Here is a 12,567-nt window from a genome sequence, read left to right as displayed (position 1 = left end):
AATCTTAAATTAGAATTTTCTAAGATTCAACATTAGAATTTTTAATGTTGTTTTTCTTGAGTTTTGATTTATTGAAAATAATGGTAACTATTGTTCCTTTATTTTGTTCAGACTGTACCTGGATTTCTCCGTCGTGCATACGAATGATTTTTGATGCCAAAGGAAGTCCTAAACCATAACCAATGTATTTAGTCGCAATTTTTCCTCTAAAGAAAGGTTCATACAAATGCGGAATATCTTCTGGCGGAATCCCAATTCCGATATCATTGATCGCAATTTTAATCGATTCCTTATTGGCAGAAAGTGTTACAAACACCTCATTATTATCAGAATATTTCACTCCGTTGGTAATAATATTATTGATTGCCAATTCTAAAAGCGGTTTATTGCAAGGAATTAAAAGTAAATTAGAATCTTTTGGCGCAAAGTTAAGTTTGATGCTCACGCGATTGTCCGGATAAATTTTATCCAAATCAGATTTTACATCTAATAAAAGTTCATCAATTCTGGCAATATCCAAAACCTGTTTTTTTCCATCGTAGCCCGTTTGTGTCAGCTTCAGCAAACTTTCTGTCAAATTTCCTAATCTAGATGCTTGACTGTATATATTTTGCAACGATTCAATATACTCAGAAACCTGACGCTCTTTTAAAAGCATAATTTCCGCCTCGGCAATAATAGTCGTAATTGGGGTTTTTAGTTCGTGCGAAGCATTATTTATGAAATTGGCCTGAATTTCAAACGAAGTTTCCAATCGATCTAACATATCATTAAAAGTATGCGTCAGATCTGAAATTTCATCTGAATTTTTAACTTCTGGCAATCTATTATGAAGATTTGACGCACTGATTCGGTTTACTTCTTTTGTAATTCTCGCAACAGGATCAATGACTCTTTTTGCTAAAAAACGCCCTAAAAAGAAAGCCAGAAGCACAAATCCGATACCGCCAAAAAGCAATATTTTTATAATATAAATGCTCGTCGTTTTTCCTCTTCGATCTCTTGCACCAATAATAACAATATATTTTTGATTGCTTTCTGTAAAAACCTGACCTAAATAATACTTACTGTTGACTTCAAAATAATCTTTTCCGGTATTTAGAATGTTGGTATAAAACTCGTTGGGTAAATTCAGTTTTGTATTGTAATCAAAACTATTGGCACTGTTTATTTTAAGAACATATTCTTCTTCTTCAATAAGTTCTTCCAATCCATTTTTTTTTAGATTGCTGTAGTATTTTATTTTTTCGGGATCTTTTTGAAAATGAATTGAAGCTACAATTTTAGCACGGTCTTCCAACCTTTTTAAAAAGTGATATCGGTTATTTTCTCTAAATAAAACAAAAACTATAATACATAACAATAACGTACTAAAGGTCGATAAAGCTACATAATTGAACGTAATTTTTTTTCTTATATCCATTTTATAGCTGTATAACATAACCCAAACCTTTCATGGTATGAATAAGTTTGATTTTATAAGGTTTGTCAATTTTCTTTCTCAAATAATTGATGTAAACATCTACAACATTTGTGTTCATATCAAAATTAATATCCCAGACATTATCCAAAATTTGGTCACGGGAAACTATTCTTCCAGCATTTCTGGCTAAATAATAGAGTAATTTAAATTCTTTGGCCGTTAACACAATTTGTTCTCCACCTCTCTTTACCGCTTTGGCTTTTCCGTCAATTTCCAAATCTCCAATTATAATTTTATCAATTTTTTCATTGTCCTGATTGGCTCTTCGATGTAAAGCATTAACTCTGGCATCAAGTTCTCCAAATTTAAAAGGCTTTACTAGATAATCATCGGCTCCGGCATTTAAGCCCGTTACAATATTTTCAGAAGTTCCTAAAGCTGTCAAAAGCAATATCGGCACGAAGTTTTTGCTAGCGCGAAGTCTCCGGCAAATTTCAATTCCGTTAATATCCGGAAGCATAACATCTAAAACGATAACATCGAAGTGGTAATTGTGAATCATTTCGAGAGCCGTTTTGCCATCGAGCGCCACACTTACTTCGTTGTTGTTTTCAGCAAATCCTTTTCGTAAAATCGACAAAAGATTTGGTTCGTCTTCGACTATTAGTAACTTCATCTGAATTTGGATATTGAACAAAAATAAGGATTGACATTAAAAATATAAATTAGAATAGTTAAAAATTATGATTTATTTATGAACAGGAACTTTATGGTTTTACTTGAACCAAGGTGGAAAATGGGACACAGATGACACAGATTTAGACCGATGGAAACGGATTTTTATATTGAATCTGTGAAAATCTGTCTAATCAGTGTCATCTGTGTGCAATATTGGGCTGTTGCTCGTCTTAAAAAGATATTAGAAAGTTTCTCCTGCATTCAAATAAAAACCTTTAGAGCTGTTCCCCCAAGCATAATCCATAATCAAATTGGTTCGTGTGGCTTTATCAATTAAAATACGCAGACCCAGACCAAATGCTGGCTGAATATATTGAAAAAGCTTGGTATCGGTATCAGGATTGCTGGTCGTGACAAAGTTTGTAAAAGCAGTACCGCTTAACATTTGATTGCAAGTAATTGGGAATCTAAATTCAGCGGCAGCATAAACCAAATTTGTCCCTCTAAATAATCCCTGAGTATACCCTTCCCCGCTTCGGCTTCGTTGATCCCAGCCAATTGCAGGCAAATTCAAATAGGGAACTTTTCCTTTGGTCACAAATTGACCGTATGTCCAAAGTGCCAGAATATATCTTTTGTCTTTTTGTGAAACGGGAATGAAATTTCGGTATTCCGCATATAAAACGTTGCTTACTTCTTGATTATCAAATATTTCAGGATTAAAACGATAATTAATATTTGCAAACCATCCATGCGTTGCATTTACCTGATTATCTCTAGAATCGTAAACCAAATTAAGACTCACACCGTTTAAAAAATATTCAGTTTCATCAAAGCCGTATTTCTGATTATAATTATAATGATACGTAAACTTCCCATTTGCAACATCAAGATCTTTATCAACAATGCTCGAATACCAATCGATGTTAATTCCACCGCCAACATAAAAATTTGGATGTACTTGAAAAGAAACTGCCTGATGAAACTTTAAATAATTATAATCCATCGGCTCGGCAATTGAATCAATACTGAATCCCGGAATGTCATCTCGTCGAGGCGGAATAATATTTGTTCCTAAACCATAATTTGGCTGTGAAAATATATACAAACGATAATCACCACTTAAAAATATCTTGTTGTTTTTCAGCAAAATATTATTCTTGACATTCACAAGCCATTGCTTTTTTGTGGTATAAGTGATTCCAACATTCGCAATAGAATATTTATCTGCTTTTTCTTTTCCTTTAAAAGTATATTGGGCTACAGCGCCAAAAAAGAAACCTGTAGCTGGTTGTGAACCAATTGCAGGAATAATTAAAAAAAAGCTATTTTTTACGGGTTTTACAACATAGGCAGAATCCTTTTTTTTAAAGATTTCTAATATTGTTTTCGGAGGGCAAATTTTGGAAGAATCAATTTCAGTTTGTGCTTTTAAACTAAATTGAATAAAAAAAAGCAATCCTAAGATTATATAGTTATTCTGAAAGTAATTATTTTTTAAAAATTTTACCATGCTAAGTTTTAATTTTTGGAAACAATAATCAATTCATATGTAAATATATGGCTTATTTTCAATATTTTATATTACTAAATCAATAAATATAAAATAAAAAAAAGCCGTCAACAAAATGACAGCTTCCTATAAATTTTATAATACCAAATATTACTTTGTGATAAATTTTGGATGGATCAAATTCTCTAACGAATAAATTTCATCCCACTTTTCCTGAGTAATTAACTTTCTTTCTAAAACAGCAATCTGATGAACACTTTTATTTGTTTTTAAAGCTTCTCCAGCGATACTGGCACTTTCTTCATAACCTAAAATTGGATTCAATTGCGTTACAATTCCAATGCTGTTCATGACCATATTATAGCAGTGATCTACATTTGCAGTAATTCCGTTAATACATTTGTCAATCAAAGTTTGAATTGCATTCGAAAGATAATCTAAAGATGTAAACATGGCAAAAGCAATAACTGGTTCCATTACATTAAGCTGTAATTGTCCCGCTTCTGCCGCCATAGTAACGGTCAAATCTTGGCCAATTACATAAAAACAAGTTTGGTTAACCACTTCTGGAATTACCGGATTTACTTTTCCAGGCATGATCGAAGATCCTGGCTGACGCGCAGGAAGGTTGATTTCGTTTAAACCGGTTCTTGGCCCAGAACTCAATAAACGTAAATCGTTACAAATTTTAGATATTTTGACTGCCGAACGTTTTAAAGTTCCCATAATTTGAACATAAGCACCTGTATCAACCGTTGCCTCAATTAAATCTGGAGAAAGTGTTAACGGAATTCCAACCTCATCGGCCAAATATTTTACACAAATTTCGGGATAACCTTCTGGCGCATTTACTTTTGTTCCAATGGCTGTTGCGCCCATATTGATCTCCAACAATAATTCCTGAGCATTTTTCAAACGCTGAATATCTTCACCAATTGTTGTTGCATACGCTTTAAATTCCTGTCCTAAAGTCATCGGAACGGCATCTTGCAATTGTGTTCTTCCCATTTTCAAAACCTCTTTGAATTCCTCGCCTTTTTTGGCAAAAGCGACTTCCAAACCAGCAAAAGTTTTGATGAAGCTTTCCATTTTCAAATACAAAGCAATTCTAAATGCAGATGGATAAGCATCATTTGTTGACTGTGAACAGTTTACATGATTATTTGGATGAAGGAACTGATATTCTCCTTTTTTATGTCCTAAATATTCTAAACCAATATTAGCAATTACTTCATTGGCATTCATGTTTACTGAAGTTCCTGCGCCGCCTTGAATCAAATCGCTCACAAATTCTTTGTCAAATTTACCCGCGATAACCTGATCGCTTCCGTAACAGATTGCTTCGGCAATTTTAGGATCAATTGCATTGCAGTCTTTATTTGCCAAAGCTGCAGCTTTTTTTACGTAGCCTAAAGCTTTGATGAATAAAGGTTCTTTTGAAATTGGAATTCCAGTAATATTGAAGTTTTCTACCGCTCTAAAAGTCTGAATTCCGTAGTATAAATGATTGGGAATTTCTAATTCTCCTAAAAAATCATGCTCTTTTCTTGTTGATTCCATATAATAAAATTGATATGTTTTACCTTAAAAAAATAAGCGTAAAGCTACATTATTTTTATACGAAAGCAGATAGATTTTTAAAATGTTTTGTGATTTAGTCCGAATATTTTGCTACAAATTATTACCTTTTCAGCCTCAAATAATTACCGAAAAAGAGTTGAAAAAGGAAAGCGAATATTTTCTTGATAAAGAATACAATGCCATTATTTACGCCAAAGAGGACTTAAATTTTAAGGATTTTGAATGTTGCGTTTTTAATAATTGTAATTTTTCGGCCTGTACTTTTCTAGCTGTTACTTTTATCGACTGCGTTTTTAACGATTGTATTTTCAGCGAAGCCAAAATTAATTATGTGGCTTTTAGAACAGCAAGATTCAACCGATGCGAAATCAAAGACGTTAATTTTGCGATGTGCGACAAATTGATCTTCGAAATCGAATTTAACGATTGCATTTTGGATTTTTCAAAGTTTTACACTTTAAAATTAAAAGGAACATTTTTTACCAATTGCAGTTTGATAGCTGTAGATTTTATGGCTGCAGATTTGACGAACGTAGTTTTCTACAATTGCGATCTATACCGCTCAGAATTCGATAAAGCCATCGCCAACAAAACCGATTTTAAAACAAGTTATAATTATACAATCGATCCGTCAAAAACTAAATTGAAGAAAGCTGTTTTTTCTTTGAATGAAGTGAAAGGATTATTGTTTAAGCATGATGTGGTAGTGAGTTAACGCACAGTTTGTAATTTCGACTAAGGAGAAATCTTCATGAGTAACTCCGCAACGAAAAGCCAATCTTTGTAGAGCTTCTTACGAAGATTTCTCCTTCGTCGAAATGACAAGATTGTGAAAAAACTACTTTTAAATATTTTTCCCCATTACATAATCCTCCATCAAATACCCATTTCCAATTTCTATATCAACGGTTTCTTTAATTTCGAAACCTAGCTTTTTATAGAAATTCAAAGCTGTATTAAAACGGTTTACATTTAATAAAAGTTGGTTTGAGTTATTTTCTAAAGCCAATTTTTCGATCGATTCAAAAACTATTTTGCCATAGCCTTTTCCTTGAGTTTCTAGCAAAAGATAAATTTTATGGATTTTCGTTACCGCTTCGTTTTTATAATTGTGTTCAATTCCAATAAAACCAATTACTGATTCTGAATCTGAAATTAAATAAAATAATTGTTCTTTATTCTCGATTTGCTTTGATAAAGCTTCATCAGAATAAATAAGATCCAGCATATAATCTAATTGTTCTGAAGTCAAAATTTCGCCATAAGTTATTGGCCAAGTTATATGTGCGATTTCTTGAATTTTAGCAATATCTTCAACAAATGCTTCGGTAATCTTAATCATATTATTTTTTAAAAACTTGATTTTCTTGTTCGCTTACGCGGATGAAAGTGGTTCGTTTTGTTAATTCTTTTAATCGTGAAGCCCCAACATAAGTACAAGTACTTCGAATTCCTCCCAAAATATCTAAAACCGTGTAAATTACATCTCCTTTGAACGGAACTTGGACCGTTTTTCCTTCGCTTGCTCTATATTCTGCAACACCGCCAGCATGTTTATCCATAGCGGTTTTAGAACTCATTCCGTAAAATTGTTTGAATTTTTCGCCTTTCACTTCGATTAGTTCACCGCCACTTTCGGTATGTCCGGCTAACATTCCGCCTAACATTACAAAATCGGCACCAGCTCCAAAAGCTTTTGCAACATCGCCCGGAGTTGTGCAACCGCCGTCGCTTATAATATGCCCACCTAAACCGTGAGCGGCATCAGCGCATTCTATAATGGCAGATAATTGTGGATAACCAACGCCTGTTTTAACTCGCGTTGTACAAACTGAACCAGGACCAATTCCTACTTTTACAATATCAGCTCCTGCTAATAAAAGTTCTTCGGTCATTTCGCCAGTAACTACATTTCCAGCAATAATTATTTTGTCGGGATATTGCTTTCTTGTTTTCTTTAAAAACTGAACAAAGTGTTCTGAATAACCATTTGCAACATCAATACAAATGAATTTCAGCAATGGATTTGCAGTTATTATTTTTCCAATTTTGTCAAAATCTTCTTTTCCTGTTCCTGTACTTACAGCAATATAATCGTAAATCTCAGAATCTGCTCTTTTTAGAAATGTATTCCACTCTTCTAATTTGTAATGTTTATGAATGGCCGTAAAAAGCTTTTCTTTTGCTAAAACCTTCGCCATTTCAAAAGTTCCTACAGTATCCATGTTTGCTGCCATAATCGGAATTCCTGTCCAACTTGCAGTGCTGTGCAAAAACTTGAAATTTTGTTCTAAGGAAACTTCGGATCTACTTTTGAGCGTTGATCTTTTAGGTCTAAACATTACATCTTTAAACCCTAGCTTTAGGTCCATTTCTATTCTCATAGTTCGAGATTTTGGTTACTCTCAAATGTAAGAATTTCTGATTTTAGATTTCAGATATTAGATTAACAAAAAGTTGAACTTTTGAACAATTAGGTTTCTGATTTACTTTGAAATTCTAGAAAGATTCGCAAAAGATTTCGCAGAGATTCACAAAGTTTCCAATTGGAACGCGTTTCGACTTCGCTCAACGTGACAAACTTGAAACTTGAAACAATAGAAAACTTCGAACAAAAAAAGAACTATCCGTGAATAGTTTCTCCTTTTCCGTAATTAGTAATAATTGATTCTTCGAATGCTAGCCATTCTCTCCAGCGTTTTTCAACATCAATTCCAACTCCGTATTTACGTGCATAAGTTATGAAAGTGGTATAATGCCCTGCTTCGCTTTCCATTAATTCTCTGTAAAAAACAGCCAATTCTTCGTCTTGAATGTTTTCTGAAAGTACTTTAAAACGTTCGCAGCTTCTTGCTTCGATCATTGCTGAGAAAAGAAGTCTTTCTACAAGTCCAGAAACACGGCTTCCGTCGCCGCTTCTTTTCATGTATTGATACAATTCGTTTACGTAATCATCTTTGCGCTCACGACCTAATTTCAATCCTCTTTTGATGATGATATTATGCACCTGCTCAAAATGATCCACTTCTTCTTTTACCAAAGCCAATAAATCTTGAACTAAATCTTGATGCTCTGGATTGTTTGTAATAATCGTAATCGCGTTGGTTGCCGCTTTCTGCTCGCACCAAGCGTGATCGGTCAAGATTTCTTCGATGTTTTTCTCAACAATATTTACCCATCTTGGGTCAGTTGGCAATTGTAATCTTAATACGCCCATTTTTTTTAAGTCTTAAAGTTTGAAAGTCGAAAGTCATAAAGTCATAAAGTCATTAGAAAACCTTAAAAGAAAAATCGAAGATCAAAGACTAAAATAGAAATTCGCATTCCATTTTAGACTTTCGACCTTCGACTTTATGACTTTTGACTAATTTTTAATATGCAAAAATTGGTCTTTCGCTCATTAATTCGTTTACTTCTTCAGCAACTTCTTCGATAAGATCTTCGTTTGTATGATCTGAAAGAACTTTATCAATTAAAGCTACGATAGTTTCCATATCTTTTTCAACTAAACCACGAGTTGTGATTGCAGCTGTTCCAACGCGAATTCCAGAAGTGATAAATGGAGATTTATCGTCAAAAGGAACCATGTTTTTGTTTACTGTAATTTCAGCTTTTACTAATGCGTTTTCAGCTTCTTTACCAGAAATGTTTTTGTTTCTTAAGTCAATAAGCATCATGTGGTTATCAGTTCCGCCAGAGATAATGTTGTAACCTCTTTTTACGAAAGCATCAGCCATTGCATTTGCATTTTTTTGCAATTGCATTGCATAAGTAAAGAACTCATCTTTAAGCGCTTCACCAAAAGCAACCGCTTTAGCAGCAATAATATGCATTAAAGGTCCACCTTGATTTCCTGGGAAAACAGCTAAGTCTAATAATGAAGACATCATTCTGATTTCTCCTTTTGGAGTTGTTAATCCTTGTGGATTTGGGAAATCTTTACCCATTAAAATTAGACCTCCACGTGGTCCTCTTAATGTTTTGTGAGTTGTTGTAGAAACAATATGACAATGTGGAATTGGATCGCTTAATAATCCTTTTGCAATAAGACCAGCTGGGTGAGAAATGTCAGCAAATAAGATTGCTCCTACGCTGTCAGCAATTTGTCTGAAACGAGCAAAATCCATATCACGAGAATAAGCCGAAGCTCCAGCGATGATTAATTTTGGCTGTTCTTTAGTTGCAATTTCTTGAATTTTATCATAATCTAAACGACCAGTTTCAGCATCTACACCGTAGAAAACTGGACGATATAAACGACCTGAGAAGTTTACAGGAGAACCGTGAGTCAAGTGACCTCCGTGAGATAAATCGAAACCTAAAATAGTATCACCAGGATTCAAACAAGCGTGGTAAACAGCTGTATTTGCCTGAGAACCTGAGTGAGGTTGTACGTTTGCATATTCAGCACCAAATAATTCTTTAGCTCTGTCAATTGCAATTTGCTCAATAACGTCAACTACTTCGCAGCCTCCGTAATATCTTTTGCCAGGATAACCTTCAGCATATTTATTCGTTAAAACAGAACCAGCTGCTTCCATTACTTCGTCACTTACAAAATTCTCTGAAGCGATAAGCTCTAGTCCGTGAATTTGTCTTTCTTTTTCCTCTTGAATAAGGTCAAAAATTTGTTCGTCGCGTTGCATTTTTTCGTTTTTCGTTAATTTGATGCAAAAATACAAAAAAACGTTTGTCATACAGTTAGATTATGATATATTTGACATGTAATTTTTCAACAAATAATTAACATCTAACATGCCAATAACCGCCAACGATACCAAAAGAAAATCATGGTTAGAAGTTCCAGAAAATAGCGACTTCCCTATTCAAAATATTCCTTTCGGTGTATTTCTTACTAAAGAAAATGTCGTTACTGTAGGAACACGAATTGGTGATTACGCTATAGATTTAGGGGCTTTACAACAGTTAAACTATTTTGAGGGAATAGATTTAACCGATGATATGTTTATGCAGGACACGCTGAATGATTTTATTTCTGACGGAAAAAAAACATGGCGTTTAGTTCGAAATCGTATCGCTGATATTTTCGACGAAACCAATCCGCAGCTTAGAGATTCAACAAAACATCGCGATATTGTGATATTTAAAATCGAAGATGTAGAGATGCAATTGCCGGTTTTAATTGGTGATTATACTGATTTTTATTCGAGCAGAGAACATGCGACAAACGTGGGAAAAATGTTCCGCGATCCAGAAAATGCTTTATTGCCAAACTGGCTTCATATTCCGGTTGGATATCATGGAAGAAGCTCTACAATTGTTCCTTCTGGAATTCCGGTTCACCGACCAATGGGACAAACGTTGCCTGCTGGTCACGACACGCCAGTTTTTGGCGCTTCTCGTTTGGTAGATTTCGAATTGGAAACTGCTTTTATTACTACCGATGTCAATGTAATGGGCGAAAATATCCCAACTTATGAAGCTGAGGATTATATTTTCGGAATGGTCTTGCTAAACGACTGGAGCGCGCGCGATATCCAAAAATGGGAATATGTGCCACTTGGACCATTTTTAGCAAAAAACTTTGCTACTTCAATTTCGCCATGGATTGTGACTATGGATGCTTTGGAGCCTTTTAGAACTAAAGGTCCAAAACAAGATCCTACACCACTTCCTTATTTACAGACCAAAGGAAAAAAAGCTTTCGATATTCATTTAGAAGTTTCAATACAACCTGAAAATCAAGAAGAAACTGTAGTTTCTAAATCAAATTTCAAATACTTATACTGGTCAATGGCTCAGCAATTGGCACATCATACTTCAAATGGATGCCGTGTAAATTCTGGTGACATGATGGGTTCCGGAACTATTTCAGGTCCAACTCCTGATAGTTTTGGCTCTATGCTGGAATTAACTTGGGGCGGGAAAAACCCTTTAAAAATGAATGACGGAAGCGAACGTAAATTTATTGAAGATAATGATACGGTAATTATTCGTGGTTTCTGCGAAAATGCCGAAGTAAGAATTGGTTTTGGAGAAGTTTCAAGCCAACTATTGCCTCCGTTTATCAGACAATGAAGAGAAGATAAAGATTCTGAAGACATATAGAAAAATTAAAACCTTGGTTAGAGCCAAGGTTTTTTATGTTTTTTTTTGCCACAGATTAAAAGGATTAAAATGATTTTTCTAATCTGTGAAAATCCCTTAATCTGTGGCAAATATTTTTTTAAGCAGGAATCTGCTGGCTTAAGCAATGTAATGTTCCAAATCCCCAAATGAAATCGATACAGCTTATTCCAATAACTTCACGATCTGGAAAACATTCTGATAAAATATTTAAAGCTACTCTATCGTTACTATCGTTGAATGTTGGCACTAAAACGCAATTATTCAAAATCAAGAAATTCGCATAACTTGCCGGCAATCTTAAATCTTCAAAATCAACACGTTTTGGCATTGGCAATGCTACAATTACTGGCGATTTTCCGTTTTCTAATTTTGCATTTTGCAAACGCTTCAAATTATCCTGCAAAGGCTTGTAGTTTGAATCGTTTTTATCAGTTTCTACAATAGTTACAATCGTGTCTTCGTTTACAAATCGGCATAAATCGTCGATATGACCGTGCGTGTCATCACCTTCGATTCCATCTCCTAACCAAATTACATTGGTAACTCCAAGATATTCTTTAAAAACCGCTTCGTAATCTTCTTTTGTAAAACCAGCGTTACGAACCTGAACTGTCGGGTGCATCAAACATTCTTCAGAAGTCAACAAAGTACCTTTTCCGTTTACGTCGATAGCACCACCTTCAACAATTACCGGTTTTCCCTTGTACATTACTTGTGTAAGAGGAACATCAATAAAATCAGCCACTTTACCTGGAACAAATTTATCTAGTTGATAATTTTTATACTTTGCCCAACCGTTGAAATTAAAATTCAGCGCCTCTCTTTTAGAACCATTTTTTACAATAATCGGTCCAGAGTCACGCATCCAGCTTCTGTTGGTTTTATGAATGATATAAGAAACATTTTGAATGTTAACACGAGCTCTTTCAAGCATATCAGCAACTTTTTCTTTCATTTTTTCATCGGCTACGACCAAAAAGACAGTTTCAAAAGTGGCTACTTTTTTAATAAATTCTACAAAAGCCCATTGAACAGCTCCATATTTTCCTGGCCAATCGTTGCCATTGTGAGGAAAACATAATACGATTCCTTGTTGTTTTTCCCATTCTGCTGGAAATCTTCTATTATTTGTTGACATAAAAACGTTCTATATTTTGAAAGTGTACAAAGATAAGCATTCGTTAGGACTATAAAACATTTGATTAAAATTCGGGTATTATTTCACAAAAAATATCTTCCAAAAATTAAGTTAAAGATTAAATAATGAAGGCTTAATATCCAG

At 34.2% G+C, this 12,567-nt stretch carries 11 protein-coding genes; 2 read left to right on the top strand and 9 right to left on the bottom strand.

Annotation, left to right across the window (positions count from 1 at the left end):
- Nucleotides 1-19: 19 nt before the first annotated feature.
- The 4 genes from SCB73_RS15525 to aspA all read right to left on the bottom strand — a co-directional run bounded on the left by SCB73_RS15525 (nucleotide 20) and on the right by aspA (nucleotide 5,174).
- The gene (locus SCB73_RS15525; RefSeq protein WP_320567111.1) at nucleotides 20-1,423 is read right to left on the bottom strand and encodes a HAMP domain-containing sensor histidine kinase; all 1,404 of its coding nucleotides are present in this window, start codon (nucleotides 1,421-1,423) and stop codon (nucleotides 20-22) included.
- A gap of 1 nt (nucleotide 1,424) precedes the next feature.
- Nucleotides 1,425-2,099, bottom strand: a complete 675-nt coding sequence (locus tag SCB73_RS15520; protein ID WP_320567110.1) for a response regulator transcription factor — start codon at nucleotides 2,097-2,099, stop codon at nucleotides 1,425-1,427.
- Between the two features lie 243 nt (nucleotides 2,100-2,342).
- Entirely contained in the window at nucleotides 2,343-3,614 is a 1,272-nt protein-coding gene (locus tag SCB73_RS15515; protein WP_320567109.1) for a BamA/TamA family outer membrane protein, read from the bottom strand.
- A 150-nt stretch (nucleotides 3,615-3,764) separates the two neighbouring features.
- Entirely contained in the window at nucleotides 3,765-5,174 is a 1,410-nt protein-coding gene (gene aspA, locus SCB73_RS15510; RefSeq protein WP_320567107.1) for an aspartate ammonia-lyase, read from the bottom strand.
- Nucleotides 5,175-5,331: 157 nt separating this feature from the next.
- Between aspA and SCB73_RS15505 the strand changes: the two genes are divergently transcribed.
- A complete protein-coding gene (locus SCB73_RS15505) occupies nucleotides 5,332-5,910 on the top strand; it encodes a pentapeptide repeat-containing protein (protein WP_320570097.1) in 579 nt (192 codons plus the stop codon).
- A gap of 129 nt (nucleotides 5,911-6,039) precedes the next feature.
- On the opposite strand, the gene SCB73_RS15500 is transcribed toward SCB73_RS15505, so the two are convergent.
- From SCB73_RS15500 to glyA, 4 genes are all read right to left on the bottom strand, one after another.
- The gene (locus SCB73_RS15500; protein WP_320567106.1) at nucleotides 6,040-6,537 is read right to left on the bottom strand and encodes a GNAT family N-acetyltransferase; all 498 of its coding nucleotides are present in this window, start codon (nucleotides 6,535-6,537) and stop codon (nucleotides 6,040-6,042) included.
- A 1-nt stretch (nucleotide 6,538) separates the two neighbouring features.
- Nucleotides 6,539-7,579, bottom strand: coding sequence for a GMP reductase (locus SCB73_RS15495; protein ID WP_320567105.1), 1,041 nt, complete (start codon nucleotides 7,577-7,579; stop codon nucleotides 6,539-6,541).
- Nucleotides 7,580-7,818: 239 nt separating this feature from the next.
- Complete coding sequence (locus SCB73_RS15490) at nucleotides 7,819-8,412, bottom strand: MiaE family protein (protein WP_026729503.1); 594 nt, start codon at nucleotides 8,410-8,412, stop codon at nucleotides 7,819-7,821.
- 154 nt (nucleotides 8,413-8,566) lie between these two features.
- A complete protein-coding gene (glyA, locus tag SCB73_RS15485) occupies nucleotides 8,567-9,841 on the bottom strand; it encodes a serine hydroxymethyltransferase (protein WP_320570096.1) in 1,275 nt (424 codons plus the stop codon).
- Nucleotides 9,842-9,950: 109 nt separating this feature from the next.
- On the opposite strand from glyA, the gene fahA reads away from it, so the two are divergent.
- A complete protein-coding gene (gene fahA, locus SCB73_RS15480; RefSeq protein ID WP_320567104.1) occupies nucleotides 9,951-11,234 on the top strand; it encodes a fumarylacetoacetase in 1,284 nt (427 codons plus the stop codon).
- A 148-nt stretch (nucleotides 11,235-11,382) separates the two neighbouring features.
- Here fahA and SCB73_RS15475 read toward each other — a convergent pair whose 3' ends face one another.
- The gene (locus SCB73_RS15475; RefSeq protein ID WP_320567103.1) at nucleotides 11,383-12,423 is read right to left on the bottom strand and encodes an agmatine deiminase family protein; all 1,041 of its coding nucleotides are present in this window, start codon (nucleotides 12,421-12,423) and stop codon (nucleotides 11,383-11,385) included.
- Nucleotides 12,424-12,567 lie beyond the last annotated feature (144 nt).

This window comes from Flavobacterium sp. KACC 22761 (assembly GCF_034058155.1).
In the GTDB taxonomy this organism is placed as follows: Bacteria; Bacteroidota; Bacteroidia; order Flavobacteriales; family Flavobacteriaceae; genus Flavobacterium.
The sequence above is the reverse complement of the archived record's forward strand: the minus strand, read 5'-3'. Positions and strand labels throughout refer to the sequence as shown.

Coding starts and splice junctions, on each gene's coding strand:
- SCB73_RS15525 (WP_320567111.1), bottom strand. CDS start 1,423: ATGGATATAAGAAAAAAAATTACGTTCAATTATGTAGCTTTATCGACC.
- SCB73_RS15520 (WP_320567110.1), bottom strand. CDS start 2,099: ATGAAGTTACTAATAGTCGAAGACGAACCAAATCTTTTGTCGATTTTA.
- SCB73_RS15515 (WP_320567109.1), bottom strand. CDS start 3,614: ATGGTAAAATTTTTAAAAAATAATTACTTTCAGAATAACTATATAATC.
- aspA (WP_320567107.1), bottom strand. CDS start 5,174: ATGGAATCAACAAGAAAAGAGCATGATTTTTTAGGAGAATTAGAAATT.
- SCB73_RS15500 (WP_320567106.1), bottom strand. CDS start 6,537: ATGATTAAGATTACCGAAGCATTTGTTGAAGATATTGCTAAAATTCAA.
- SCB73_RS15495 (WP_320567105.1), bottom strand. CDS start 7,579: ATGAGAATAGAAATGGACCTAAAGCTAGGGTTTAAAGATGTAATGTTT.
- SCB73_RS15490 (WP_026729503.1), bottom strand. CDS start 8,412: ATGGGCGTATTAAGATTACAATTGCCAACTGACCCAAGATGGGTAAAT.
- glyA (WP_320570096.1), bottom strand. CDS start 9,841: ATGCAACGCGACGAACAAATTTTTGACCTTATTCAAGAGGAAAAAGAA.
- fahA (WP_320567104.1), top strand. CDS start 9,951: ATGCCAATAACCGCCAACGATACCAAAAGAAAATCATGGTTAGAAGTT.
- SCB73_RS15475 (WP_320567103.1), bottom strand. CDS start 12,423: ATGTCAACAAATAATAGAAGATTTCCAGCAGAATGGGAAAAACAACAA.